We start from the raw sequence: 26,288 nt of genomic DNA, 5'->3' as shown, positions 1-26,288 counted from the left end.
GGACGGGAGAGTTTGATGAAACAGGTGGTCATCATCGGAGCCGGACAGGCGGGTTTTGCCTGTGCGGCCAAATTGCGTGCCGAAGGTTTCGAGGGCGACATTACGCTTGTCGGCGACGAGGCATTCGCCCCGTATCAGCGCCCACCTCTTTCCAAGGCCTATCTTCTTGGAAAGCTGGAGGCAGGGCGGCTCTTTTTCCGACCCGACCCCTGGTACGAGGCTCAGAATATCCGGCTAATGCTGGGGGCCGGGGTGACGCAGATTGATCGTGTGTCGCGGCAGGTGGCTCTCTGCGATGGGAAAGCGTTGGAGTATGACGCGCTGGTGCTGGCAACCGGCGCGGCGCCGCGCAACCTGCCGGACAGTCTTTTGCGCGGGTTGGGCGGTGTCTTCACGATCCGGGACCGCGCGGATGTGGAACTGCTTCGGCCCGAGCTCGATGCCGCCAGAAATGTGCTGGTGATCGGCGGCGGCTATATCGGGCTGGAGATGGCGGCGGTGGCCAGCGGTCTGGGCAAGAACGTCGTCGTGGTCGAGGCGGCGCCAGCGATCCTCGGCCGTGTAGCCGGCGCCGAAACGGCGGGGGCGATTGCCGCGCTGCATGACGATCACGGCGTGAAGATTATCTGTGGGCAGGGCGTTTCCGGGCTGATGGGCGAGACCCGTGTGACCGGCGCACGGCTGGCTGACGGCGAAGAAATTGCCGCGGATCTCGTTGTCGTGGGGGTCGGTGCCGCGCCTCGCACCGCGCTGGCAGAGGCGGCAGGTCTGGAAATTTCCAACGGAATTCTTGCCGACCCCTCGGGACGCACGTCCGACCCTGCGATCTACGCGGCTGGAGATTGCGCCTGCTACCGGCTGGAAACCGGCGACCTTCGTCTGGAAAGCGTCGGCAATGCTATCGATACCGGCGAGGTGGTTGCGCGGAAAATTCTTGGCGGCATCGATGTCTACGTGCCGAACCCGTGGTTCTGGTCGGACCAGTTCGATCTGAAACTTCAGATCGCGGGCAGCGGATCGCCGGGGGACGAGATCGTGACGCGCGAGGCGGCTGGCGAAGGGTGGTCCCACTGGTATTTCCGGGAGGGTCGTCTCGTCGCTGTCGATGCGCTGAGTTCACCGCGTGCCTACCAGGCCGGACGCAGGATGATCATTGAAGGCCTTACCCCCTCCGTGGCGGAGCTGGCCGATCCGGCTAAGTCGATTAAAGACGTTTTCGACAGGGCGCGGGCCGCCAGCGCCGTTTCCTAAGTCATTTTGAAAAAGGAATCCTCCTCGGACTTGGGGTGTGATTCAAGCTGGCATCTGCTTTGGAGAGCAGCTTAGAGCGAAATTTCATGTCGGACCAGAAATGGGTGTTCTTAGAGCGCTTCATCCTTGCCGCCCGAGCCCCGAACGAACGCAAGCCAACAAACTTCCGCCTCGTCCTCAATGGCATTTCCTGGATTGCCCAAGCCGGTGCGCCATGGCGGGACCTACCCGCCGAGTTCGGCAAATGGTCAAGCGTCTATCTATCTCGGTATCACGGTGTGATTGGCAAACGTTGGCTCGGAAGTGACGTATCCTACGAACGCCTTCACGGGTGCCGGAAAACAGGTTCGTCGCGCTCGGGTCGAGGCGCCCGCTCGATCGTCGCAGGGTCAATCTCACGCATTGCTAACCGAGCGTTCACCCGACGGGCCGCGGGGCCCGCACGAAACCACTTCGCGGCGGAAGCGAGATTGAAGCGAGGACGACGCTGCCCCTTTGCCGGCTTTGAGGCCTCCATCAGCACCTCGAGCATCTCATCGATGCGGTAAAGACCACCCGCAACGGGAAGGGGCATCTTGCGCTGCTGCAGCGCCTGTCGCTTCACCTCAAGTTTCTCGGCTACATCCGCAAGAGACACTAGGTCGGGACGGACCTCGCGCAGGACTGTGCCCGCCGGCAGCGCCTTGATCAGCGCCCTCGCCGCTTCAAGGATCGTGCTTTCGGCTTCATCCCCTTCAAGTTCCAGTTCCACTCCCAGCAGACCGGCATGGCCGGTGCCCACGAGCGCATCCTCAAAGCCCGCCTCAAAGACCGCGTCAGAGAGCGCGAACGCATCGTGCTCCTCATCGGGGAGTGCAAAGACCAGTTCGAATTCGAATTCTTCAGCCATCGGATTTACCTTCGTCGTTCTTCTGAAGCTTCACACAGGCCAGAGCCTTCTGTCGGATCCTTTTCGCGAACTGCTGTGGATTCTTCGGGGTCGACCAGACAGACATCTGACAAAACTCGCCACAGCGGCAATCCTTATCGTTGGCCGGGCATCGGAGGATCCCCCACGCGTGCCCCTTGCCCTCAATAAAGTCCCATCCCAGCTCTTCGAGCTCCTGGATGACGGCCTCGATTTCCTTTGATGTGTGCTTCTTCCTTGGCACCTTAGATACTCCACTCTCTTAAATTGTCAAGTGACAAGTTAAAAACTCAGCGAGAACATCGCTGCAATTTACTGCCCGCTACCGGCAATTTCCCATAGGAAGCTTGCCCTCAAATGCTCTGATGTGAGAACGGGATACAGGATAGACGTCTCAGACAGCAACACCGGCGCCGATGCCGTTGCGCCTGATCCTGTAGCAATGCGCCGTCCCCAGACGCGGCACGCTGCCACCAACGCAAAACAATTCATGCTGTTTGCCACGGTCCCAGCAGGCAGCAAAGATTTTGCCCGCGGACAGCCTGTTCCCGGTAGACTTGCCTCGTCCGGTCTGCGCTACCGTCGACCCAGCCTGCTCAGCCGTGCTAGTTGCGCAAGCATGCGGGCACCGGTGCCGGATGAGTTGCCTGAAGGTGCAGCGGGCGCGCCACCCGCGGCATTAGGGCGGGTCGGGAGCGCTTGGACGCCGAGAAACTGCCTGGCCCGAAGCGCGGCATATTCGGCACCAGTCGTGCCTCCGATGGCGTATCGGTTGTAAACCTGCTGGCTGCCTGCCAGGCCCCGCGCGAAAGCATAGCTCCCGCCAAAGCCTGCCGAAAGCGCCGGCATCATGATGTTTCCGGAGACCGACCGGACGATAAACGGGGTGGCGATGATGAACCCCTTGGCCATGAGGACCATCATGAAGAAGGGCAGGAGGGCGCCGATGTTCGAAGCCCCCTCCGGATCACCAAGTTCGGCGAGCAATGCGCGCGAGACTCCGGTGATGGTCGCGAAAACGCCGGCGATGACGATGGGGTAGATCGCGAAGGAGATCAGCGCCGAGAGCCAGCGTGCGAAATAATCCTTGGTCACCTCGAAGAGGGTCAGGAAGATCATCACCGGAGCGATCCCGATCAAAAGCGTGATCATGAGCCTGGAGGCGACAACGATGAAGGCCGCCAGCCCTCCGAGGATCGACAGCAGGAGAACGCCGAGCGTGTCGAGAAGCGCGCCAGCCATCCAGTTCAACTCGGACCCCGCAGCGTTCAGGTAATCCCCAAGCGCGGCTATCAGCTGATCGAACTCTTCGGCGAAGGTCCCTGACGGTCCTGGCGTCCCGCCGCCGACCGACGCGACCAGCGATCCTGCGATGCTGTCTATTCCGTTCAGGATGGCGGATGCGAGTGCGTTGAACTGGACCCAGTTGGTCGCGAATATGCCAATCAGGCCGATCTTCACGGCGAGCCAGAAGGCGGTCCGGCCGTCCATGGACCGGTATTGGTAGATCATGTTGAGACAGACGAGGATGACCACGAGCGTCGTTCCGAGGACCAGCATCGTTCCGACCGTGGCGGCTACGGCCCCGAACTGGGTTTCCGCCGCCGAGTCCAGATAGCCTTCGGCCGTTTCCACGAAATACGCGACGACGCTCATGACCCGCTACCAGTTGCCGGCCGCTTCGCAGATCGGCATGGCCTGCTTTCGGAGATCGTTCGCCTGCCGCCGAAAGTCTGACGTCGCCTCGACCACGCCCCAATAGTCTGCCGAGGAATAGCGATCAAAGTAGACCGCCTCCGCGGCCTCCCAGGACGGATACCGGGTGGCGCAGGTGCAGCTTTGCGCGTCGATGATGCGTCTTATGCTCTGAAACGGCATCGCCAAGTTGTTCGGCGGGGAATGTGAAGGGCGTGGCTTTCCAGAGATCAGGCGGTCATCTCGGCGGCATAGCCATCCCATAGGTCGAACGCGTCGGTTCTGGCGTGGCGGTAAGAGATGGTGGACAGTCGGTAGCGGCGGGGACGGAAGATGGTGTTGATCTGGTCGTGGGACGCGAGAAACCTCTGCGCCTGTCTCGGCGATTTGAACCTTCCCTGGATCTTCTCCCGTCGCCGCGTAGGCCGGTGTGATCCCTCGATCCGATTGTTCAGGCCTTATGCGCACGATGATCCGCGCCTGGCGCAAGATCTTTGATCGGCTTGAAGTAGCTGCGCAGCTTGTCCGTGATGACAACGCGCGGTTCGCCGAACTGGGCGATCAGCCGCTTCAGGAAACGTCGCGCGGCCTTCGCGTTTCGCCGTGGCTGAACGAGAATATCGAGCACATCCCCGCTTGCATCGACCGCCCGCCAGAGCCAGCCTTTCACCCCGTTGATCGGCACCACGACCTTATCAAGGTGCCACTTGTCTGCCGGTGCCGGCCGATCCTTCCGGATGCAAGCGGCAAAATGGGCACCAAACCGGTTCACCCATTGCCGAACCGTTTCTCGACTAACGACCACGCCACGCTCGGCAAGCAGATCCTCGACATCCGCAGTGCTGAGAGCGAACCGATTGGGCAGTGTCCCGGGTGGTGGTGTAGGAGGCTGCGCGCGGAGCCTCCGGCGTAGCGCAGCGCGCGGCCGGGCGTGACGCTGGCGGTCCCCGCCGATCTTCGGAGAAGGTTCGGGTTGCGAGACCTGGAACCGACAACGGAGATGACGATGACCGAAGAGAGAATGGCTCTGATCGAGCTGGTTGAGAAGCAGGCTGATGGCGATCTCGTGCGCGAGATGCTGGCCTTCGCGGCCGAACTGAACCGCCCCGGTTTTACCGGAGAGTTTTTTGTTCAAAACTTACGCGGCTTTTTCAAGGGCATTCATGTTCGCATAGAAGACCTCCTCTGCTTCTTGCGGCGTGACATAGCCGATGGCGCTGTGTAGCCGCTCTGTGTTGTACCAGCTGACCCATCTGAGGGTTTCCCACTCGACCTGGCTGATGGATTTCCACGGGCCGAGGAAGTTAATGACCTCGGTCTTGAACAATCCGATGGTGCTTTTGGCCAGGGCGTTATCGTAACTGTCGCCGACGCTGCCCACCGAAGGATCAATCCCGGCTTCCTCCAGCCGCTCAGTGTAGCGGATCGACAGATACTGGCTGCCACGATCCGAGTGATGGATCAGTTGCTCCTGCTCATCCGGGCAACGCTGACAGATCGCCTGGTTCAGCGCATCGAGCACGAAGCTGGTGGTCATCGAGGTCGAGACCCGCCAGCCGACGATCCTGCGGGCGAAGACATCGATGACGAAGGCCACATAGACCATGCCGGCCCAGCTGGAGACATAGGTGAAATCCGAGACCCAGAGCTGGTTCGGCGTCGCAGCTGTAAATTCCCGGTTCACCTTGTCGTCCGGGCAGGCCTGGCCGGGGTCCGGGATTGTCGTTTTTTTCTTCTTGCCGCGCACCACGCCCTGCAAATCCAACGCTTTCATGAGCCGTTCGACCGTGCAGCGGGCGATGTCCCGACCTTCCCGGCGCAGCTGATGCCAGATCTTGCGGGCTTCGTAGCGGCCGCGACTGGCATCAAACGCGCGTTTGATTTCCGTGCTGTCCCGTCCATCCCGTTTCGCCCGATCCGAGGCCCGGTCAGGGTCGCGGATGATTGCACTGCGCGCATAATAGGTCGACGGGGCGATCGGCAGCACACGGCAGATCGGCCCGACCCCGAAGACCTTGCGATGCGCATCGATGAACGCGATCATTTCCGGAACGGGCGGTCGAGCTCCGCCTGAGCTAAATACGCGCTCGCCTTCTTCAGGATCTCGTTGGCTGTGCGAAGCTCGCGGTTCTCGCGCTCCAGAGCCTTGATCCGCGCCTTCTCCTCGCTGGTCGGCCCGGACAATTCTCCGGCATCGCGAGCGGCGCGCAGACACCGGTCCCGCAGAGAATGCGAGGAGCAGCCCAGCTTCGACGCGATGGCACGGTGGGCGGCATTGTCGCTGCTGTAATCAGCGCGATGCTCATGAAAAAGCCGAACGCCGCGCGCGCGGAACTCGGCCGTGTAACTCGGGGTAACTTTCTTCTCTGTCATGTGGCTCACCTTTTGAGAGTTCTACTCTCCGGTAAACCCGGGGCGGTTCACTGGCGAACCAAGCTGCGCCCTTCGGCGAGCATCAGGCGGAACATGCGAACAGCGTCAGAGTCCGGTTCTACGGGCAAACCAACAGAGTCTACGGTCGTGGCGTAAATGTCTGAGAGCAAACGCTCTTTTGAGACCTTCCGACCGACCACCTGCCACGCATCTGCACCGAAGGCCTCGCGGCTCATGGTCGTGATCATCCTCGGTGTCGGATACTTCTCGAGGAATGCCAGGAACCAGTCGGTCCGGGAACTTCGATGAAATCGCTCCGCCTCGGGGAAGTAGAGTGGCAGGTAATGCGTCAGGATGCGGTGCCAGAGCTCGGTCTTCGAACGCGAGACAATCTCGTGGGTCTTCGATAGCTCCTGGATGTCGGCCAATCCCGTCACCAGTGGATCATGGAAAAACTGGAGCGCGCCGATCTCCAGCATGTGCAGGATCACCTAGGCGTCCTTCGGATTGTTCTTGTCCCAACTGTTGTGCAGGGCCTCGCGCGTCCGCGCCAGCCCGACAGAAGAGACCAGCTTCAGATCAAACCCTGCCTGTCCGAGATGATGTGCCAGCGGCCGGTGATAGTTCCCGGTGGCCTCAAAGCCGATCCGGACCGGAAGGTCGTAGCTCGTGAGGGCAGCCGACAGCCGACGGAAGTCCTCCATCGTGTTGGTGATGGTCATGCGACGGCGGCGTACCTGCCCGGAACAGCGATGAGCACTTCGTGGCGGTGCTTGGAAATGTCGATGGCGACCAACAAGGTCGAGGCGGTAGTATCGGTAGCGGTCATAGCCGGTCTCCTCAGCGGTGTGGTTCGTGCAAAACCACTGTTGAGACCTGGGACCCGGTTATGGCCACCCGCTACGCAATGTGAGGGCTTCGCGCGTGGCGATAACCTCTCGGCAGCCCTTCTTCCCAAGGTGCTACCGGGAGCGAGCTGAACTCGAACGCCATCCTCAAATGGCAGGAGGATCGTCGGGTCGAATGGCATTACATCGCGCCGGGGAAACCGATGCAGAACGGCTTTGTAGAAAGCTTCAATGGCCGCCTTAGGGACGAATGCCTCAACGAGCATCTGTTCGCCAACCTGCGCCATGCCCGCGGCGTGATCACGGCGTGGAGAGACGACTACAACCATCACCGTCCCCACACGAGCCTCGACGGGCAAACTCCGTGGGAGTATCACCAAAGGTCGAAAGAGGACCAAACCCTGAACAGAGCTAACCTATAAACGCGGACTCCGAGGGGAGCAGGTCAGAGTTTATCTCGCGCGACATGGACCTCTGGGCCTATCAGCGCGGCGTCACCTTGGGTTTCTCACGGCCGGGCAAACCTACAGACAACGCTTTCATTTAGACGTCCAACGGCAGGTTCCGGGCGGAGTGCCTGAACAGCCATTGGTTCATGAGCCTTGAAGATGCGGCCGAAAAGTTGGAGGCTTGGCGTAGAGACTGCAATGAGGAAAGACCCCTCAGCTCCATCGGGCATAGGGTCTCGGCGGAGCTGATGAAATCAGCGCACGACACCAGCCCGTGCACCTGATCAAACGGTGGAAACTTTGACAACGACCGAGGGCGCGTTGGGGATCACATCAATGGTTGAGCAGACACTACATCAGACTGAGGGATCTCGCGTGGGGCAGGTCAGTTTCTATCTCATTTCCACTCCTTTCCGGGTACGATGAGCCAGAAACTCTCCGTTACGAAATCAAATCAGATGTCCCATGAGTCAAATCAGATGTCCCATGAGTGTAGACGGGTGACACGTGGTGAGGACAGTATTGCCGAGCTCTGCAGGGGTGAGGGGAGCACGACGAGCCTCGACTAAATTTGGTCGAAGGAGTTGCGCGAGGCTGGCAAGAAGTGACTCGTGGGCGATTCCGCACCCGACTGCAGGTAGGGGCCCACGGTAGGAGGCGCGTGCACTGAAGGAGACGGTGGCAACTCTCACCCTGAAGAACCGTTTGCTTACAGAGAGCATGCTCGGGGATGGGGGTAGTTATGACCTTAGGCTATCCCCATCTTGGCCCGTTCCACATAGACCGCGTCGTCCAGATCTCTTCGCTGCGTAAGCCAACTCGCCTTAGCTTCCAAGTTATTGGCCGGCGCAGGCCAGAGCTGCTTCCAATCTTGGCTGAGTTTCCGATGCGTGATCTTCCAACTTCCTTGCCGTTTCTCAACCCGATCCAGATAGCGCGATGATGTCATGAGATCGGCACTCAATCCATCGGGGATATCAGGCGCACCGGGCATCAACTGCCGTAGCAAGGCAACCGTCTTGGCGGGATATCTTTGCAAGGTTCGCACGTAGCTTTCAACGAATGCGGTATCTTGCGTCACAAATTCGATCAGTACATTTGAGACCTGATGGCTGGAGAAGGGAATCTCGCGGTGGCGCTCACTGATCCATTCAACCAGGCCGGATACGGGGCCGTTAAAATGGCCGTGCTCATCGATTGCGTCGTCATGAAAGACATCCAGCATTCCTGCGGAGTCCAGCCTGTCAACGGCGCGGCACCACTTGAAAAGGTTATCCTGAATTTCTAGGCGGTCGGCAATTCTATCCAGGCTGTACTGGTCCATCGTTCCTCCTGATGATTTCCGGCTCTCCACTCATCCCACCGACGATAGATCTAATGGGATACCGAGAAGCCCGGTGCCGATCATTGTAGCTGACGAAAGAACCACTTTGAAACAAGAACTCGGGCCGGCTCATCACACAGGATTTCACAACGACCCTAGGGTACTTTCTGACCTATGCGCACCGGACAACCATCGATCAGGAATGGAAGGCGCGGCACAGCGACTGTGCCACTGTCGTCCGCGGTAACCCCAAATCGCGACCTTGCCCCGAGGCTCCGGTCGTCCAACGCCTCCTTGACGGTATTGTAACGCCCGCAGGGGACACCCGCCTCAATCAGCGCATCTTCGCAAGCCTGTGTTGTACGCTGCTCCGCCCAAGCCTGCACAATTTCCATGAGTTCGTCCCAATGGGCGTAACGTGCGTCAACCGTTTCAAACCGCGGATCATGCGGAAGGTCCGGCCGGCTGATGACCCGGCAGAGCGAGAGAAAGTTCTTCGGCGTCGTCGGCGCGACCAGAACAAAGCCGTCGGCGGTTTTCATCGGCGCGTAGCTCGGGCGCTGGTTCAATTGCGGGAACTGAGCTTCCTGAACTTCGTAGACCATCAAGTTGTACATCGTATCCAGCAGCGAAAGATCGATGTGGTGCCCCATTCTATCGGCATCGCGTTGTCGCAACGCGGTCAGTATCGAAGACAGCGCGAATGATGCCCCGAGCGTATCGGCAACGAAGAGGACACTGTTGGAGGGGCTGGACTGGTCGCGTTGGTAGGACATATGCGCCATGTCGAAACCCGATAGCGCATGTATCGCCTGCGCGTAGGCGGGACGTTGGGCGAAAGGGCCGTTCTGGCCGAAGCCCGAGATGGAGCAATAGATCATGCTCGGGTTGCGCGCCTTGATGTTCTCATACCCCAGGCCAAGTCGGTCCATGGTTCCGGGCCGAAAACTTTCGAGCACGATGTCGGCATCGCTTGCGAGGTCGAGGACCCGCGCCACCCCCTCCGGCGCCTTCAAATCGATGCGAAGGCTTTCCTTGCCCGCGTTGAGTTGGGCGAAGTAGGCGCTGCGGCCATCCCGAAGCGGCGGTCGTGAGCGCATGTAATCGCCATCAGGCGGTTCGATCTTGATGACCCTCGCGCCAAGGTCGGCGAGGTATCGTCCGCAAAGCGGGCCAGCCATCATCGAGGTGAAGTCCAAGACAGTCAGGCCCGAAAGCGCGCTTGAATATTCTTTGGTCATCGGTTGGGAATCGCGGGCCGCCGGAGCGGCGGCACCGCGCCTTCTGACTACATCTTGCTGTAGATTTCCTGATACATGGCGTCGGCCAGCGCTTCGGTATCGTCGCCCGTTTCTTCCACGATCGCGTTCCACTTCTCGAGCAAGGACATGAAGGTATCGACGGTTTCTTTCGCATCGGGAATGCCCCGGCGCTCTGCGTCGGCCACGACCTTCGCCGAGCGGTCGGCGCGGAACTGCTCCAGCACCGCAAGGATGTCTTCGCCCGGCTGGAAGATCGTCAGTCCATCCTCCTCCGCGCTTGCGAGCACTTCCTCGTCGGCGGCTTCGTAGCCGGCCGCGGCGCTCGCGGTCCCCAGGGCTGCGGCCCGTTTGAGCGCATCTTTCTGATCGTCATCCAGCTGTCCCCAGATATCCAGGCTCACATCAAGCATGGGGCCACCAAAGGCGGTGCCGGTTTCCAGCATCAGAATGTTCGTTGCGACATCACGGATTGAAAAGGAGTCCATCCACCCGGGAGAGCCCATCGTGCAATCAAGCTGTCCGCGCTGAAGGCCCTCGTAGACCTCCGTGATCGTGGTGTTCACCGGTGTCATTCCGAGTGCAGTCGCCAGGTCGCTGAACGAGCCTGCTGCACGCACCCGCAGCCCCTTGAGGTCTTCCAGTGTCTGTACCGGCTTGGCGCAGAGAAGGGAGAAGGAGCTGACCCCGTATCCCCCGAGATACTGAATGTTCCATTCCTCAATCTCGGCTTTGCATCCCGGGCAGCCCAGAAGGTTCAGCTCCGTGGCCGCGGCGGCAACGGCCCGTGTATCGGCAGAAATGCCCGGCGAAAGATCGATGGCCACATTCAGTTGCGGAAGCTCCGACGGGAAATAGATCGACGAGACCTGCGCCGCATCCACAAGAGAATCCCGCACCCCGCTCAGCGCCGTGCTGGACCCGACTAGCGAGCCGCCCGGGTGAAGCTCGAAGGTGAGGGAGCCTTCCGTGAGACGCTCTGCCTCGGCAATGAACGGCATGATGCCATGCTTTACGTTCGTCGATGACGGTGAGCCATAGGCCCCATAAACGACATGAACACTCTCGGCGGTCGCTGCGCTTGCCAGGAGCGCAGTTGTTGCGGCGAGCAACGCGCTGATCTTTCTCACTCCGGTTTCCTCCCTGAATTGTATGCCTTGATCCAAACTATCCGAGCGCTGAGGATGTTAGACAAATACTCACGAACAATGCGTTCGATACGACAAAGCTATGTTTGAGCCTGTCGACCCTGGCTCCGCCCGGCGCAGCCCGCCACACTCTACCTGATCCTCTGGGGCGCTTGCATACCGCGGGACTATGAGTTCCGCGCCAAAAACATATTGGCCACGCCGCGCCCCCGTCGACTTGAATGCTTTCGCCGACTTCGTTCCGGACTTGCCAGTGATAGCTGGGGCCCTCGCGGATGTCTCGGCTAAACCTTGGGGAGGACCTTCATGAAGAAATCAAAGACATCCACTCTCGCGGCGATGTCCATGCTCGCAATGGCGAGCGTTCCGGCCTCGGGAGAAAACATCACGCTCCAGTATGGCGCTTACGGTGCTCCCAGTTCAACGCTGGTAGAGCATGGTGTGATCCCGTTTCTGGAGACGGCCAAGGCCGAGAGCGAGGGCACCCTCGACTACGTGCTTCACGCCGGGGGTGCCTTGGTTGGGGCTTCCACCACCCTCGCAGGGATTGCCGATGGCCTCGTGGATGGCGGTCAGCTGCTTGCCGTGTACCATCCGTCCGAGCTTCCGACCATCAACCTGGCCATGGGTCTTGGCCCTTCGCTTACCAATGATCCCGTAGCCGTCGGGGCTGCGATCACAGAGTTCGCGCTGCTGGCTTGTCCGGGGTGCACGAAGGAACTCGAAGAGTGGAACATCCAGTTTCTCGGGGGATATTCGAGCTCGCCCTACGCCTTGCTGTGCGTCGAGCCCTACCAGTCCCTCGACGATCTGAAGGGCAAGCGCGTGCGAGCCTCCGGGGTCTGGGGGCAGGTGGCTGCCCGTCTGGGCATGACGCCGGTCAACCTGACGATCGGGGAGACCTATGAAGGCCTTCAGAGAGGCCAGCTGGATTGCACCTTCGGCTCCCCCAACTGGCTCGACAGCTTCTCGATGGGCGATGTCGCCCCGAACTTGGTGAAGCTGGATTACGGGCTGTCGTTCAGCGGACCCATCACCAATGTCAGCCTCGACATCTGGGGCCGGCTGACCGACGAGCAGAAGCAGGCCCTCAAGGACGGCGCAGCGCTTTCGGTGGTGCGGGCGTCAACGGCCTACGTTGAATCCGATTTTGCCGCCATCGACCGGGCGGAAGCAGAAGGCTGGACGATCATCGAACCGGATCCGGAAGTGCTGGGTGCCATGGACGGGTTTTCCGACGAGCTGGCCGCCTCCGTTATCGAGCGCGGCGTCGAGCGGGGTATCGAGAACTCCGAAGAGCTCATCGCCACCTTCCGCGAGCTTGTGGTCAAATGGGAGAAGATCGTGGCCGATGCCGAAGGCGACGAAGCAACCATCGTCGAGGCGCTCAAGACTGAAGTCTACGACAAGCTCTAGGTTCGGCTCGCAAGCCAGCATCAAGGCGCCCCCCGGTTTCCGTGGGGCGCCGTTTTCGTTGCGCGCCGGGCTCAGCGGGGTGCGCGCCCATGCGGCAGCCGTGACCACGCATGCCCGCTGAGTGCTCCAAGGAGCATCATGGCCGGAAAGACCGTTGCCAAAGCAACGACCGCGTCATCGAGCACCCCGGCAAGCGAACCAATCAGAAAACCCAGGCCCATCTGACCGAAGCCCAGCAGGGACGAGGCCATTCCGGCGTCTTCGGCAAAGTCCCGCATTGCCCCGGTCATCAGGATCGGCATCACATAGGCCGCCCCCCAGGCGATCAGTGAAATTGGCCCCATCACGGTGAAAATTCCGGTCACGGTCAGCAGGTTGGCAGACAGTAGCACCGCGCCAATCGTGACCATGCCGAGCCCAAGACGAAAAGTCCGAAGCCATCCAAGCTTCCGGGCGACGAAGCGATAGCTCAAGGAGCCCGACATATACATGCCGGACTGGCAGAACATCAGCGCGCCAAAGGCCGCTGGCGACAGTCCGAGTTCGTCGATCATGATGAAGGGAAGAACGCTGGCATAGGCAAACATGCTTCCGCCAATCCCGGCGACACCCAGCGTCGACAACACGAAAGCAGGAGCACCAAAGAGCCGGCGAGAGGCCTTGATCAACTTGCCTGGCCTCAGCGCGCTGCGGTCCGGCTGCCGGGTTTCAAGCAGCCCGACGGTGATCGCCACGACAAGCAAAACAGACCACAGGGCCAGAGCCGAGAAGATCGCGTGCCAGTTCGCCACCTCTACGATCAGGCCGCCCAGCGTCGGAGCAAGGCTGGGCCCCACCGAGAGTATCACCGCCATCAGGCTGAGCACGCGGACTGACTGTTCGCCCTCAAAATTGTCTCGAACGATCGCGCGCCCGACAGAGACGCCAACGGCGGCACCGACGCCCTGAAAGAACCGGGCGACCAGCAGCACCGCAAAGCTTTCGGCGAAGAGCGCGAGCAGCGTTGCACAGCCGAATACCGAGAGGAAAAAAATCGCCACGGGTTTGCGCCCCAGTCCATCGGACAGCGTTCCGCAGATCAATTGAAAGACGGCATACCCGGCGAGAAAGAGCGTTACCGCGGAGCCCGCCTCATGTCCGGTCACACCGAACTCCCGTCCGATCACAGGCAGAGCCGGTGAGAGAATCGAGACCGAGATGGGGCCGAGCCCGACCATCATGCCACCAATCAGACCGACACGTAATTCGCTTGGAGGGTCATTCACCATGACTGGTTCCGTTCGACTCGGGATGGGCTTGCAGTCTTGGCGTGCCGGTGGGGCGGGCCCGGCCACCCGGCAATGCGATGCATCTTCTTTAAGCGGCGGTGCCCTCGAGGTGCGAATACCTTTTTCGTGTGACGCAGAACCGACCGGATATTTCCGGTTGTCGCCCCGGTTCCCTTAGCTGGAGGCCAGTGAAGGGAATGGGAGGAGACCCGACATGCGCGTCAATACCGTACTGGGGCCGGTAGATTCGGCAAACCTCGGCCGCACGTTGATACACGAGCACCTCTTTGCATCGTGGCCGGGCGCCATGCTCGATCCCGAGCTTTGGATCGACCGCGAAGACCTTCTAGGCAAGTGCATTCGTCGCATGGGCAAGTTGAAGGATGTCGGAATTCGCACCTTCGTAGACCCATGCCCCAATGAACTCGGCCGCGATGTTTCTCTCATGGTCGAGGTTGCCGAGAAGACCGGCATGAACATCATCTGCGCAACCGGCTTTTACCACGAGGGCCCGGGCATTCCCTACTATTGGCGCGACCGCGCCGTCGAAGACATCGCGGCGTTCTACATTCATGAAATCGAGAATGGCGTTGGCAATACGGGCGTGAAGCCCGGCGCAATCAAGTGTGCGACCAGCGCCACGCCCACGCTGCTGGAAGAAAAATTTCTGACCGCCGCCGCCATTGCCCACAAGAAGACGGGCGTGCCGATCATCACCCATACCACGCAGGGGCTCGGTGGGCCGGAACAGCAGAAACTGTTCGCGTCGAACGATGTCGCCCCTCATTGCTGCCTGATCGGCCACTGCTCCGACAACACCGATCCGGCATATCACAGGGCCATTGTTGAAGGCGGCAACTACATCGGCTTCGACCGGATCGGTTTTGACGTGCCCGTTCCCGAGGTGATTGCCGACAACTCGGTCAAGCTCGTGCAGGATGGCTTTGGGCCGCAGCTGATGATGAGCATGGACAGTTGCTGCTACTTCGCCGGTCGCACCATCCGAAAGCCCCCGACCGAAGATCGGGCCGAACTCAGGCGGCTGATCGACGAGGGCATATGGCCCCCCGATCAGACCTACCTGTTCCACACCTTCTTCCCGCTTCTGCGCGAGCGCGGGCTGACTGACGCCGAGATCCTGCCGATCCTCGACGAAAACCCGATCCGCTTCTTCTCGCACGGCGCGCTGTGATCGGCCCTGACACCCTGACACTGGAGGAATGTTTGATGAAGTTGGTATCACCAAAGCGGCGCCTTTCACGGTTGCTTGTAACCCTCGCCCTCGCGCTCTGCGGCCAGCAGGCTTTGGCTCAGGTCTCTGACGATGTGGTCAAGATCGGCTTTCTGAGCGATCTGAGCGGCGGTGCATCGGCATTGTCCGGCGAAAGCACGGCCGAGGCCGTTCGGATGGCGATTGAAGATATGGGGGGCGAAGTGCTGGGAGCCCCGGTCGAACTGCTCGTGGCGGACCAGCTGAACAAACCCGATGTCGGGCTAGCGATCGCCCGGGAGTGGTTCGATACCGAGCAGGTCGATCTGCTGCTCGACGTGAACAGTTCGGCCGTTGCTTTGGCGGTGAACGATCTTGCTCAAGAGAGAAACAGGGTTTTTGTCACCGGTTCGTCCGCTGCCGAGCTTGTCGGCGAACGCTGTGCGATCACCACCACCGAATGGATTGCGGACACCAAGACATTGTCCCGCTCGATTGCGGCGCCCCTTGTTGCGGAAGGTTTCGACAATTGGTTCTTCATCACGATCGACTACGCGTTCGGGCATGCGCTTGAAGAAGAGGCGAGCAAGTCGATCGAGGCCGGGGGCGCCAGCATCGTAGGCAGCGTTTCGCACTCGCCGCAAACAACCGACTTTTCTTCTTTCTTGCTGGAGGCACAGGCGCGCGGCGCGCAGACACTTGCTCTGGCCACCTTCGGCACCCACACGACCAACATCATCAAGCAGGCGCGCGAATTTGGTCTTGATGTGAAGATCGTGCCCTTTTTCCTTTCGCTGGTCGACATCAAGGCCATCGGGCAGGAAAACCTCGCAGACACCTACTCTTCCACGTCCTTTTACTGGAACCGCAACGAGGCCAGCCGTGCATGGGCCGCGCGCTTTCAGGAAAGGTGGGAACGCGCCCCCACCTTTGCCAATGCGCAGCACTACAGCTCGACCTTGCACTACCTGAAGGCAGTCAAAGCAGCCGGCACCGACGAGGCTCAAGCGGTGGCCAAGGCCATGCACGACATGCCGATCGAAGATGAGACCGGCATCGTCGCCTACCTGCGCGAAGACGGCCGCGTGGTCCGCGAGATGTACTCGTTCAAGGTCAAGACGCCTGATCAGTCAGAGTCGGAATGGGACGTGATGGAAATCATCGCCACTCTGCCGGGTGATCAGGCAGCGCCGCCGCTCGAAGAAAGCGGATGCGCCTACGAATAGTCCTATCCCTGGGGGCGGGGGCAGTGCGCCGCCCGCCCCGTTCTTCTCCACGCTGATCTCAGAACACCCTCGCCACCTCGGAGGCTCGAGTTCCAATGTCGCAATCGATCCTTGAGGTCACAGGGCTTACCAAGAGGTTTGGCGGGTTCCTCGCCGTCGACAACGTCGACCTGTCGATCAAAGATGGCAGCATTCACGCATTGATCGGGCCAAACGGGGCGGGCAAGACAACCTGTTTCAACCTCCTGACGGGCACGATCCCGCCAACGGGCGGGCAGATCAGGTTTCGCGGAAAAGACATCACCGGCTACGGCGCTGCCAAGGTGGCGCGGAGCGGCATCGTGCGGAGCTTCCAGATTTCTTCCGTGTTCGGAGGGTTCACCGTTATCGACAATCTTCGGCTGGCCCTGCAGCAGCGGCGGCGTCACAACTTCGACTTCTGGCGGTCCGACAAGGTTCTCAAGCGATATGACGACCGCGCCGAAGAGCTGATCGGCGAAGTCGGATTGAATGGCTACATGGATCGTGTCGCCAACACGCTTTCATATGGCCAGAAGCGCGGCCTCGAGATCGCCACGACACTTGCCCTCGACCCGGACCTGCTTCTTCTGGACGAGCCCACCTCGGGCATGGGGCGTGAAGACATCGGGCGCCTTGTCGAATTGCTCAAGCGCATTCGAAAGGGCCGGACGATTCTCATGGTCGAACATAATCTTCCGGTTATCGAAGGGCTGTGCGATCGCGTCACTGTCCTTGCGCGCGGCAGCGTTCTGGCCGAAGGCGGCTACGCCGAGGTGGCCAGCGACCAGAATGTCCGCGAAGCCTATTTGGGGGCGGCGGATGCTTGAGGTTCACGAGCTCAACGCATGGTATGGCGACAGTCATGTTCTGCACGGCATGACGCTGAACATTGCCGAAGGTGAGGTGGTTACGCTGCTCGGCCGCAACGGCGCGGGAAAGACCACCACGCTGAAGGCGATCATGGGTCTGGTCGCCAAGACCTCCGGTCAGATCCTGCACAAGGGAACCGACATAAGGGGCGTCAGGCCCGATCGGATCGCGAGACGGGGCCTGGGCATCTGTCCTGAGCATCGGGGGATCTTCGCTTCCCTCTCTGTCCGCGAAAACCTGCTGCTGCCGCCGCGCCTTGCGCCCGGGGGCATGAGTCTGGACCATATCTACGAGCTCTTCCCAAATCTGAAAGAGAGAGAGACCAGCCGGGGCACCCAGCTCTCGGGCGGAGAGCAACAGATGCTGGCCATCGCCCGGATCCTGCGGACCGGCGTGCGCTTTCTGCTCTTCGACGAACTGACGGAAGGGCTGGCGCCGGTGATCGTGTCGCAGATTGCGACTGCCCTGCACGAGCTGAAATCGCTTGGCTACACGATATTGCTGGTCGAGCAGAATGCCGCCTTCGTCAGCCGGATCGCCGACCGGCATTATCTCGTGCAGGACGGCCGGGTGACAGATTGCCTCCCCGCCTCCGAGTTCGGGCGGAACATCGAAAAAGTTCACGCAACCTTGGGTCTCTGATGGATTTCAACGTAACACTGATCTTGGGGCAAATGGTTCTGGGCGTTGTGAATGGTGTGTTCTACGCGCTTCTTTCGCTCGGGCTTTCGATCATCTTCGGGATGCTCGGCGTCATCAACTTTGCCCATGGCGCGTTCTTCATGGTGGGCGCGTTCCTGTCATGGGTTTTGCTCGAGTATCTTGGCATAGGATATTGGGCGGCGCTTGTTCTGGTTCCATTGATGGTCGGCGCGGTCGGCATGGCAATGGAACGAACCCTCATCCGTCCGCTCTACAGCCTCGACCACCTTTACGGCCTCCTTTTGACCCTTGGCCTGACGCTGGCACTCGAGGCAGGGGCACGTCTGCTCTTCGGCGCACAGGGCATGCCCTATGCGGTGCCTGACTCGCTCAGGGGGGCTGTGTCGCTCGGCTTCATGTTCCTGCCGACCTATCGGGTTTGGGTTGTGGTGATAGGTGTCACGATCTGCCTGATCACGTGGTTCCTGATAGAGCGCACGCCGCTGGGCGCCAAGCTCCGCGCGGCGACGGAAGACCCGGCGATGGTGCAGACATTCGGCGTCAACGTGCCGCGTATGCTGACCCTGACCTACGGAGCGGGGATCGGGCTTGCGGCGCTGGGCGGGGTTCTGGCCGCGCCGATTTATTCGGTCGATCCCTTCATGGGCACCAACGTGGTGATCGTTGTCTTCGCCGTCGTGGTGATCGGCGGCATGGGGTCGGTCATGGGGTCGATCGTGACCGGGCTTGCCGTCGGCATTCTTGAAGGGCTGGCCAAGGCGGTCTTCCCCGAAATCGCTTCAACAGCGGTCTTCATCCTCATGGCCATCGTGCTTCTTGCCCGGCCCAACGGCTTGTTCGGAAAGGTCTGAAACATGACACCTCAGGTTGAGCAAACTGCATATGATGAAGGCGGGCGAGCCCGGAAAGTTTTGGTGTTCGGGTTCTCCGGGGCCAGCCTGATTGCCATGCTCATGCTGTGCGTTGCCGTGGTTCTGTTGCCGACAGTAGTCTATCCGATCTTCCTGATGAAGGTGTTTGCCTTCGTGATCTTCGCTTCTGGTTACAACCTGCTTTTCGGCTATGCAGGGCTCATGAGCTTTGGCCAGGCCGCCTTTCTGGGTGCCGGTGCCTACACCACTGCCATTCTTGCCGCGCAGCTGGCGATTCCACCGGTCCTGGCCGTGTTGGTTGGCACAGCGGCGGGCGCCCTTCTGGGCGCGGGCTTCGGCTTTCTCGCCATTCGCCGTCAGGGCATCTACTTCGCGATGATCACCCTCGCGCTGGCACAGATGTTCTACTTCCTCTGCCTGAGATCGCCCCTGACGGGCGGAGAGGACGGGGTGCAGGCTGTACCTCGTGGCACATTCGCCGGCGTTGTCGATCTGTCAGACGACAACCTCCTCTACATCGTCTGTGCCGCCGCGATGCTGGGCGTGCTCGTGCTGATCAACCGCATCATCCACTCGCCCTTTGGCCGCATTTTGAAGGCCGTGCGCGACAACGAGGCCCGCGTCGAGTCGCTCGGGTTCAACGTGAAGCCCTACAAGCTGGCCGTCTTCGTGATCGCCGCAGCACTCGCAGGATTCGCGGGCGGCATGAAGTCTATCGTCTTTGGTATCGCAACTCTGACCGATGTGTCGCTTGTGACCACTGTCGAGGTGGTACTGATCGTTCTGGTCGGGGGCACGGGCACTGTCTTCGGCCCCGTGGCAGGCGCTTTCGTGGTGCTCGCGCTGGAGCATTACCTTGCGCCCTTCGGCGCCTGGTTTGCGCTTATCCAAGGGCTGATCTTCATGATCATGGTCATCCTGATGCGCCGGGGCGTCATCGGGACTCTGGCCGACAAATGCGGCTATCGCCTCTAGGAAAACCCCGAGCTCCGGTCACGCAGCTCGCGTGCAACTTCCAACAGCCGGGGCAGCGTTTTCGACGGAGAGCTGGGTTTCCACGCAAGCTGGATGGAGGTGGTCGGAGTCGTCTCGCCGAGCGGAATATACCTCAGGCGGTCGGTGTGGATCACGTTCAGGGACTCCGGAACGATCGACAGCCCGAGGCCCGACGAGACCAGCCCGAGCAGGGTGTGCGTGTCCGAGACCTCGTGAACGATGTTTATCGGCTTTCCGAGGTCTTCAAGCACGCTGAACATCTGCCGGCTGTAGTTGCGGTTGACCGAGGGAATGACCCGGATCATCGGCTGATCGATCAAATGCTCGACGGAAAGCTGGGCCTCGCCCGCCAGCGGGTGTGTCTTGGGAACGACCGCGACAAAGCGCTCTTCGAGCAGCGAGAGTGTTTCGAGGTCCGGTTCGGGAATCGGGCCGCGCAGAATGCCCACGTCGATCCTGTCTTCCCTCAGGGCCGTCACCTGCTGGGCAATGATCATCTCCTGAAGGTGCAGCCGGACCTTCGGAAATCTCGATGCAAAGACCTCGATGAGTTGCGGAATGACGGTATAGATCGACGAGAAGACCGCCCCGATCGAAAGCGGGCCATTCTCTCCGCGGGTAATGGCGCCCACCAGCTCCGCCGCGATCTGGGTGTTGTTGATGATCCGGCGTGCATAGACGATGAACGCGTCGCCTTCAGGTGTCAGCGAAACCTGTCTGCGGCTTCGAGTAAACAATTTAACCTTGAGCTGGTGTTCGAGGTTCATGATTTGCTGGCTTAGCGGCGGCTGGGCGATCCCCATTTTCTCCGCCGCCCGCGTGAAGTTCAGTTCTTCCGCGACGGCGAGAAAGTAGCGCAGCTGTCGAAGTTCGATTCGAGGCAGATTGCTGTAGACTTCAGTGCGGTTGACCATCGGGTCGCTTGTCCTCTGGTCGCCTTCGTCTTCGCCCTTGTCTTGTTCCTTCGCCATCCTGAACGTCCTCCTGCCGCCGACCACGGTTGAGGCCGGAAAGTTTCGCCGAGTCTGTCTAGGCCAAACCTGACGGCAACTCCATGGCCAGAATGTCGGGCCGCTCCCGCGTCTTCCCGAGAAAGTGCCGTGCATTCAGGTCATTAGCCTCATTCGAGCGGTTCAAGGCGGCAGAATATCAATTGCGTATAAGCTTGGTCGGTCAGTGTCTTGGACAGTTTTTCGGCCCGGGTGGCATTTTGCGGTCAGACCATGGGTTGGCCAGTTAACGGCCTCCCAAGATCACCGAGGTTTTCAAAGGACGGTAAGACAATGCTTCCAGACACGACGCCAATCCTGATTGTGGGCGCTGGCCCGGTGGGCCTTTCGCTGGCGGGCGACCTGGGTTGGCGTGGCGTCGGTTGCACGTTGATCGAAAAGACCGATGGCGCGATCGTTCAGCCCAAGATGGACATGGTCGGCGTGCGCACCATGGAGTTCTGCCGCAGGTGGGGGATTGCGAAGGATGTCGAGTACAGCCCATACCCGCGCGACTATCCGCAGGACAACGTATGGCTGGAGAGCTTCACCGGCTTCGAGTTCGGCCGGGAGCCGATGGTGTCGAAGGCGGAAGAGCCGAAGCCGCCGCAATCCCCCCAGAAAAGGGAGCGGTGCCCGCAGGATATGTTCGACCCCATCCTGAGAAAATTCGTCGGCACGATGGCTGACGCAACCGTTGCCTATGAGACGGAGCTTGTCGATTTCACCGAAGACAGCGATGGCGTGACCGCCATCGTCCGAACGGGCATGGGCGACACACGCAAGATCCGCGCGGGCTTTCTGGTGGGCACCGATGGCGCGGCCAGCACGGTGCGCCGAAAGCTCGGCATCAAGATGCACGGCAAGCCCGTTCTGACCTATACAACCAATGTCATTTTTCGTTGTAAGGATCTGCCGTCGCTTCATGACAAGGGCAAAGCGTATCGCTTCATCTTCATCGGACCGGAAGGCACATGGCTGACAATCGTTGCGATCGACGGTGCAGACCGCTGGAGAATGTCGATTGTCGGAAGCAAGGAGAAACGCGAGGTGCCGGAGGAGGAAATCCATGCCTATATCCGGCGCGCGATGGGCAAGGATTTCGATTACGAGATCGAGTCGGTCATGCCTTGGGTTCGCCGGCAACTCGTTGCCTCTAGCTATGGAACGAACCGCGTTTTCCTTGCCGGTGACAGCTGCCATCTGACGTCGCCCACAGGTGGCTTCGGAATGAACACAGGGATCGCGGACGCCATTGATCTGGCTTGGAAGCTCGAGGCTGTTCACAAGGGCTGGGGCGGGCCGCACCTGCTGCCGAGTTACACGATCGAGCGCAAGCCCGTTGCCATTCGCGCCGTGACGGAAGCCGGACGGAACCTCGGCAGGATGCTGGCAACCCGGACAAAGGCGCCGCCGCCGGTCGCCTTCGAGACCGGCCCCGCCGCCGAGGCCGCGCGCAAGGTATACGGCGACTGGTACACTGAGACCATGAAGCCGGAGTGGTTCTCCAACGGCATTCACCTAGGCTACACCTACTATCATTCGCCCGTCGTTTGCCCCGATGGGTCGCAGGCTCCGGTGGATGATGTGTCCGACCCGGTTCAGACAGGTCGACCCGGCCACCGGGCACCGCACATCTGGTTGTACGATGGCAGATCGTCGCTGGACCTCTTTGCCAAGGGCTTCACCCTGATCCGGTTCAAGGCGGAGGTCGAGGTGGAGGCTCTCCTGAACGCTGCCGGACAAATGGGGATTCCGGTGACCCTGGTCGACTTGTTCGATGAGGCTGAAATGCGGGACCTCTACGGAGCCGACCTGTCTCTCGTGCGACCGGACGGACACGTCGGATGGCGCGGCGATACGGTCGGGGCGGACTCGGAGAAAATTCTGAGCGTTGTGAGTGGCCACAAGAAATCGCAGGAGGCGGAAATCCCGCCTGACCTTGTTGATGGCGAAATTGCGGGCGCGCGCGAGGGTATGGCCTCTTCGGCGCTGAAGGCTTAGTGCGAAATACTCATCGCGGCGATTGCTGGCCGCTTAATGGAGCCTAAGCCGGGTTCATCGCCCTCCAGAAAGCGCTGGAGGGCAACACCTAAGGTTTGACCGGGAGGGGAAATGACCAAGTTCGCAGAGAAAATATCAGGGTGGATTTCTGGCTTCCTGTTGGTGCTCGCCTGCATTGCCCTTCTCATATTGGCGGGGCATGTAACGGCCAGCATCACCGGGCGCTACCTACTGGGCAAACCGATCGCGGCAACGCTGGAGATTGGCACATTCTACTACATGGTCGCCGTAACATTCCTGCCGCTTGCCTTCGCACAGAGAGAACGCGGCCATGTCAGCGTCGACTTCGTGGTGGAGCTTCTTCCGCAGCGGGCAAACCGACTGCTGGCCATACTGGCCGATATGCTGACACTCGCTTTTCTGCTGATCTTCAGCTGGGCGACAACGATCTCAGCCATCGAGAAAACGCGGCGCAACGATTACGTGCTTACGCAACACTTTGACCTCACGCTCTGGCCCTCGCGCTGGCTGCTGGTTGCGGGTCTCATCGCCTTTTCGATCGTCGTGGCAGTCCAGATCATCGTCGGGCTGCGCGATCTGGTCGTGGCCCCCCGCTTCAAAGAAGGAGAGCGAACATGACCCCCATCGCCCTCGGACTCGTCGGCATCGGCGTCCTCTTCGTTCTCCTTGCCATCCGGATGCCGGTGGGCATCTGTCTGGCCGTCGTTTCCTTTCTCGGAATCTGGTCGGTGCGCGGCCTGAACGCGGCTTTCGGCACATTGAAGTCCATTCCCTACGACTTTGCGGCGCATTGGACGCTCTCGGCAATCCCGATGTTCCTTCTGATGGGGGCGATCGTTTCGCAGTCAGGCATGACATCGAGCCTCTTCGCTGCCATGAGGGTATGGCTTGGCTGGCTGCCCGGTGGTTTGGCGGTTGCGACCAACTTCGCCGGAGCCGGTTTTGCGGCGGCGAGTGGGTCGAGTCTTGCAACGACCGCAACCCTTGGCCGGATCGCAGTGCCGGAGATGCTCCGGTTCAATTACAACCCTGGCCTCGCCACAGGCGTGGCCACTGCTGTCGGAACGCTCGGCGCAGTGATACCGCCCAGTATCGTGATCGTCCTGTTCGCGATCTTCGCCGAAGTGCCGGTTGGGCAGGTGTTGATCGCCGGCGTGATCCCCGGCCTGCTCACCGCATTCGCCTATGCCACGCTCATTGTTGTGCGATGCACCCTGAACCCGGAACTGGCCCCCAGGATCAATGAACAGAACCGGACCTTCAGGCAGAAGTTAGCATTGATCCTGCCGATCTGGCCCCTTCCCCTGCTGGTGATCGGCGTGATCGGTGGCATCTATAGCGGTATAACGACGGCCACCGAAGCCGGAGCCGCGGGGGCAGTCATTGCGCTCATCCTGTCCGTGCTGCAACGCAAGATGGGATGGCAGGATTTCAAGGCCAGTCTGATCGAGACTGCGCGCTCGACCGCGAGCTTGATGCTCGTCGCCATCGGCGCCGCGCTCCTCACACGGTTTCTGGCTTTCACGGGCATCCCCGGTGTTCTGTCGTCGCTAATCGACTCGCTCGGCGCCGGACCGATCGCGATCATCCTCGCCGTTTCGGTCGTCTATATCGTGCTTGGCTGTTTCCTTGACCCGCTTGGGGTGTTGCTGCTGACGCTCCCGATCCTCCTGCCGATCTTCGAGGCCGCAGACATGAACCTGATCTGGGTCGGGATCATTCTTGTGAAGTACATCGAGATCGGGATGTTGACCCCGCCGGTCGGGCTGAACGTGTTCATAATGAAGGGCATAATGGGCGATCGGGTGTCCTTGGTCAGCATCTTCAAGGGTGTCAGCTGGTTTCTGCTGGCGGAAGTCGTGGTGATGACCCTGCTGATCACCTTTCCCGGAATCGTCCTGTTCCTGCCCGGACTGATGGAAAACTGATGTCTCACGCTTCAAGCAAGCCGGTCTCCGGCATTCCACCGCGCACGGATGTGCTTGTCGTCGGTGCCGGTATGGCCGGCTACGCGGCGGCAATCTCTGCCGCCGAACTGGGCGCCGATGTGCTGCTCGTCGAAAAGGAGGAACTTGACGGGGGAAGTTCCATCCTGGCGGGCGCCAGTTTTGCTTTCGCAGGGACGAAGGCGCAGGCCGATGCCGGCATCGAGGATGATATCGAAACCCTCCGCAAGGACCTTCTCGACGTTGGCGGCTACAAGAACAACCCGGAGATTCTTGAACTCTATCTGGATCATCAACTTGAAACCTATGACTGGCTCCGATCCGTCGGTGTCCGGTTTCAGGACGTCCAACTGAGCTCCAACATGTCGCGCCCCAGAAGTCATCCGGCTGTCCCGGCGCAGATATTCGAGGCGTTGCGAGCCCGTGCGGCCAACTTTCCCAATCTGGTGCGGCTGGTGGGGCGGGGCATGACCGGCCTCACCTTCGAGCCCGGCTCCGGCTGTGTCACGGGCGGCAAGATCCGGGATGCCGATGGCGCTGAACATGAGGTGCGGGCCGATCGCGGTGTGGTTCTCGCGACCGGTGGTTTCGCCCGCAGCCGCGACCTCGTTCAAACCTTTGCACCCGAACAGGCCCCTGCCATCCGCCTGGGAGGAACAGGCTCCGATGGGGACGGGCTGCGCATGGCCTGGGCCCTGGGCGCCGACATGGCAGACATGGGCTATGTCAAGGCGACCTTCGGGATCGCCATGCCCGACCACCCGTTGGAGCAAAGGGCATACGATGGCCCGCGCCCGCTGGTGCATGCGATGTATCGGGGGGGGCTGATCGTCAATACCGAGAGCCGCCGGTTCATTTCCGAGGCGAATTCTTACAAGGTGCTTGGCGAAGCCTGCCTGCGCCAGAGCGGCGCGGCCGCCTACCAGATTTTCGACCAGCGCGTCATGGACGAGTCGCGGGAGGCGCCGCGCACCCATGACTACCGCGGTGCGCTTGAGGCAGGGCTCATTCATCGCGGCGAGACATTGGCTGAAGCCGCGGCGAAAGCCGGGCTTGATCCGGACCGTGTCGAACAGGAAGTGGGCCTCTACAATGCCGCCGTCGCCGGGCAGGGCGCTGATGCCTTCGGCCGGGAAACGCTTGGCATGGGGGTGGGCACGCCGCGTCCTGTCGATCAGCCCGCCTTCTATGTTTTTCCTTGCACATCCGGCCTCTTCAGCACCTATGCCGGCCTCAAGACCGACGCCGGCTTGCAGGTCAGAAAAGTGGATGGCGGAGTTCTGACCGGGCTCTATGCGGCTGGCGAAGTCATGGGCGGCTTTCACGGCAAGGGCTATATGAGCGGCACCGGCATGGGCAAATCCGCAGTCTTCGGACGGCTCGCGGGCAGGCTTGCCGCCTCGTCCCGGCCCTGATCTGCCTTTAGGCGTCCTGCGCCCCGACTTGGGCATATCAGCAGAGAGCAACTCCGTCTTTCGACCTGTTTGGATGCTCCACTAGCCTCTTCTTGGATGGCGGCAGGGGATTGCCGC

22 protein-coding genes, 5 pseudogenes and 1 other annotated feature are annotated in these 26,288 nt (G+C 60.7%); of the genes and pseudogenes, 15 read left to right on the top strand and 12 right to left on the bottom strand.

Features of this window, described 5'->3' with window-relative positions; all coding sequences use genetic code 11:
- Nucleotides 1-15: 15 nt before the first annotated feature.
- Both GTH22_RS21650 and GTH22_RS21645 read left to right on the top strand, forming a co-directional pair.
- Nucleotides 16-1,251, top strand: a complete 1,236-nt coding sequence (locus GTH22_RS21650) for an NAD(P)/FAD-dependent oxidoreductase (RefSeq protein WP_252947795.1) — start codon at nucleotides 16-18, stop codon at nucleotides 1,249-1,251.
- Between the two features lie 59 nt (nucleotides 1,252-1,310).
- Nucleotides 1,311-1,511: pseudogene (locus GTH22_RS21645) on the top strand (transposase); the annotation flags it as partial.
- 65 nt (nucleotides 1,512-1,576) lie between these two features.
- On the opposite strand, the gene GTH22_RS21640 reads toward GTH22_RS21645, so the two are convergent.
- The 7 genes and pseudogenes from GTH22_RS21640 to GTH22_RS21610 all read right to left on the bottom strand — a co-directional run.
- Nucleotides 1,577-2,140, bottom strand: a complete 564-nt coding sequence (locus GTH22_RS21640; protein ID WP_252947794.1) for a hypothetical protein — start codon at nucleotides 2,138-2,140, stop codon at nucleotides 1,577-1,579.
- Nucleotides 2,133-2,402 (bottom strand): hypothetical protein, encoded by a 270-nt coding sequence (locus GTH22_RS21635; protein ID WP_252947793.1) that lies wholly within the window; start codon nucleotides 2,400-2,402, stop codon nucleotides 2,133-2,135. Before GTH22_RS21635 ends, GTH22_RS21640 begins: the two co-directional genes overlap by 8 nt.
- Nucleotides 2,403-2,734: 332 nt before the next feature.
- The gene (locus GTH22_RS21630) at nucleotides 2,735-3,814 is read right to left on the bottom strand and encodes a type IV secretion system protein (protein WP_252947792.1); all 1,080 of its coding nucleotides are present in this window, start codon (nucleotides 3,812-3,814) and stop codon (nucleotides 2,735-2,737) included.
- A gap of 6 nt (nucleotides 3,815-3,820) precedes the next feature.
- Nucleotides 3,821-4,036, bottom strand: coding sequence for a hypothetical protein (locus GTH22_RS21625; protein WP_252947791.1), 216 nt, complete (start codon nucleotides 4,034-4,036; stop codon nucleotides 3,821-3,823).
- Between the two features lie 47 nt (nucleotides 4,037-4,083).
- A pseudogene (locus tag GTH22_RS21620) lies at nucleotides 4,084-4,712 on the bottom strand (IS6 family transposase); the annotation flags it as partial.
- Between the two features lie 279 nt (nucleotides 4,713-4,991).
- Nucleotides 4,992-6,226 (bottom strand): IS3 family transposase gene (locus tag GTH22_RS21615; RefSeq protein WP_252947790.1). Its coding sequence is split into 2 segments (ribosomal slippage): nucleotides 4,992-5,929 and nucleotides 5,929-6,226, totalling 1,236 coding nucleotides; the frame shifts between segments, so codons are not numbered across the junction.
- Nucleotides 5,823-5,939 (bottom strand) — a sequence feature (AL1L pseudoknot). (Overlaps the previous gene by 117 nt.)
- Nucleotides 6,227-6,276: 50 nt before the next feature.
- Nucleotides 6,277-7,055: pseudogene (locus tag GTH22_RS21610) on the bottom strand (transposase); the annotation flags it as partial.
- Between the two features lie 138 nt (nucleotides 7,056-7,193).
- On the opposite strand from GTH22_RS21610, the pseudogene GTH22_RS21605 reads away from it, so the two are divergent.
- Both GTH22_RS21605 and GTH22_RS21600 read left to right on the top strand, forming a co-directional pair.
- A pseudogene (locus tag GTH22_RS21605) lies at nucleotides 7,194-7,496 on the top strand (transposase); the annotation flags it as partial.
- Nucleotides 7,497-7,519: 23 nt separating this feature from the next.
- A pseudogene (locus GTH22_RS21600) lies at nucleotides 7,520-7,807 on the top strand (integrase core domain-containing protein); the annotation flags it as partial.
- 464 nt (nucleotides 7,808-8,271) lie between these two features.
- Here GTH22_RS21600 and GTH22_RS21595 read toward each other — a convergent pair.
- The 3 genes from GTH22_RS21595 to GTH22_RS21585 form a co-directional block, all read right to left on the bottom strand.
- Nucleotides 8,272-8,847: a nuclear transport factor 2 family protein gene (locus tag GTH22_RS21595; RefSeq protein ID WP_252947789.1), complete on the bottom strand. Its 576-nt coding sequence runs from the start codon at nucleotides 8,845-8,847 to the stop codon at nucleotides 8,272-8,274.
- A 155-nt stretch (nucleotides 8,848-9,002) separates the two neighbouring features.
- Nucleotides 9,003-10,088, bottom strand: coding sequence for a CaiB/BaiF CoA-transferase family protein (locus GTH22_RS21590; RefSeq protein ID WP_252947788.1), 1,086 nt, complete (start codon nucleotides 10,086-10,088; stop codon nucleotides 9,003-9,005).
- Between the two features lie 47 nt (nucleotides 10,089-10,135).
- Nucleotides 10,136-11,236: a TRAP transporter substrate-binding protein DctP gene (locus tag GTH22_RS21585; RefSeq protein WP_252947787.1), complete on the bottom strand. Its 1,101-nt coding sequence runs from the start codon at nucleotides 11,234-11,236 to the stop codon at nucleotides 10,136-10,138.
- A gap of 324 nt (nucleotides 11,237-11,560) precedes the next feature.
- Between GTH22_RS21585 and GTH22_RS21580 the strand changes: the two genes are divergently transcribed.
- The gene (locus GTH22_RS21580) at nucleotides 11,561-12,670 is read left to right on the top strand and encodes a C4-dicarboxylate TRAP transporter substrate-binding protein (RefSeq protein ID WP_252947786.1); all 1,110 of its coding nucleotides are present in this window, start codon (nucleotides 11,561-11,563) and stop codon (nucleotides 12,668-12,670) included.
- Nucleotides 12,671-12,741: 71 nt separating this feature from the next.
- Here GTH22_RS21580 and GTH22_RS21575 read toward each other — a convergent pair whose 3' ends face one another.
- Entirely contained in the window at nucleotides 12,742-13,938 is a 1,197-nt protein-coding gene (locus tag GTH22_RS21575; RefSeq protein ID WP_252947785.1) for a multidrug effflux MFS transporter, read from the bottom strand.
- Between the two features lie 214 nt (nucleotides 13,939-14,152).
- On the opposite strand from GTH22_RS21575, the gene GTH22_RS21570 reads away from it, so the two are divergent.
- The 6 genes from GTH22_RS21570 (at nucleotide 14,153) to GTH22_RS21545 (ending at nucleotide 19,775) form a co-directional block, all read left to right on the top strand.
- Nucleotides 14,153-15,130, top strand: a complete 978-nt coding sequence (locus tag GTH22_RS21570) for a phosphotriesterase (protein ID WP_252947784.1) — start codon at nucleotides 14,153-14,155, stop codon at nucleotides 15,128-15,130.
- Between the two features lie 35 nt (nucleotides 15,131-15,165).
- The gene (locus GTH22_RS21565; protein WP_252947783.1) at nucleotides 15,166-16,374 is read left to right on the top strand and encodes an ABC transporter substrate-binding protein; all 1,209 of its coding nucleotides are present in this window, start codon (nucleotides 15,166-15,168) and stop codon (nucleotides 16,372-16,374) included.
- 95 nt (nucleotides 16,375-16,469) lie between these two features.
- Nucleotides 16,470-17,222 (top strand): ABC transporter ATP-binding protein, encoded by a 753-nt coding sequence (locus tag GTH22_RS21560; RefSeq protein ID WP_252947782.1) that lies wholly within the window; start codon nucleotides 16,470-16,472, stop codon nucleotides 17,220-17,222.
- Nucleotides 17,215-17,907: an ABC transporter ATP-binding protein gene (locus GTH22_RS21555; protein WP_252947781.1), complete on the top strand. Its 693-nt coding sequence runs from the start codon at nucleotides 17,215-17,217 to the stop codon at nucleotides 17,905-17,907. Before GTH22_RS21560 ends, GTH22_RS21555 begins: the two co-directional genes overlap by 8 nt.
- Nucleotides 17,907-18,779, top strand: coding sequence for a branched-chain amino acid ABC transporter permease (locus GTH22_RS21550; RefSeq protein ID WP_252947780.1), 873 nt, complete (start codon nucleotides 17,907-17,909; stop codon nucleotides 18,777-18,779). Before GTH22_RS21555 ends, GTH22_RS21550 begins: the two co-directional genes overlap by 1 nt.
- A gap of 117 nt (nucleotides 18,780-18,896) precedes the next feature.
- Nucleotides 18,897-19,775, top strand: a complete 879-nt coding sequence (locus tag GTH22_RS21545) for a branched-chain amino acid ABC transporter permease (RefSeq protein ID WP_252947871.1) — start codon at nucleotides 18,897-18,899, stop codon at nucleotides 19,773-19,775.
- Here the strand turns inward: GTH22_RS21545 and GTH22_RS21540 are convergent.
- Nucleotides 19,772-20,767 carry a LysR family transcriptional regulator gene (locus tag GTH22_RS21540; RefSeq protein ID WP_252947779.1) on the bottom strand — a complete coding sequence of 332 codons (996 nt, stop codon included), beginning with the start codon at nucleotides 20,765-20,767 and terminating at the stop codon, nucleotides 19,772-19,774. The two genes, GTH22_RS21545 and GTH22_RS21540, sit on opposite strands and share 4 nt — an antisense overlap.
- Before the next feature lie 312 nt (nucleotides 20,768-21,079).
- Between GTH22_RS21540 and GTH22_RS21535 the strand changes: the two genes are divergently transcribed.
- The 4 genes from GTH22_RS21535 to GTH22_RS21520 all read left to right on the top strand — a co-directional run bounded on the left by GTH22_RS21535 (nucleotide 21,080) and on the right by GTH22_RS21520 (nucleotide 26,171).
- Nucleotides 21,080-22,789: an FAD-dependent monooxygenase gene (locus tag GTH22_RS21535; protein ID WP_252947778.1), complete on the top strand. Its 1,710-nt coding sequence runs from the start codon at nucleotides 21,080-21,082 to the stop codon at nucleotides 22,787-22,789.
- Nucleotides 22,790-22,900: 111 nt separating this feature from the next.
- The gene (locus GTH22_RS21530; RefSeq protein WP_252947777.1) at nucleotides 22,901-23,428 is read left to right on the top strand and encodes a TRAP transporter small permease; all 528 of its coding nucleotides are present in this window, start codon (nucleotides 22,901-22,903) and stop codon (nucleotides 23,426-23,428) included.
- Nucleotides 23,425-24,738: a TRAP transporter large permease gene (locus tag GTH22_RS21525; RefSeq protein WP_252947776.1), complete on the top strand. Its 1,314-nt coding sequence runs from the start codon at nucleotides 23,425-23,427 to the stop codon at nucleotides 24,736-24,738. Before GTH22_RS21530 ends, GTH22_RS21525 begins: the two co-directional genes overlap by 4 nt.
- Nucleotides 24,738-26,171 (top strand): FAD-dependent oxidoreductase, encoded by a 1,434-nt coding sequence (locus GTH22_RS21520; RefSeq protein ID WP_252947775.1) that lies wholly within the window; start codon nucleotides 24,738-24,740, stop codon nucleotides 26,169-26,171. Before GTH22_RS21525 ends, GTH22_RS21520 begins: the two co-directional genes overlap by 1 nt.
- Nucleotides 26,172-26,288 lie beyond the last annotated feature (117 nt).

The organism is Oceanicola sp. 502str15 (genome assembly GCF_024105635.1).
In the GTDB taxonomy this organism is placed as follows: Bacteria; Pseudomonadota; Alphaproteobacteria; order Rhodobacterales; family Rhodobacteraceae; genus Vannielia.
The sequence above is the reverse complement of the archived record's forward strand: the minus strand, read 5'-3'. Positions and strand labels throughout refer to the sequence as shown.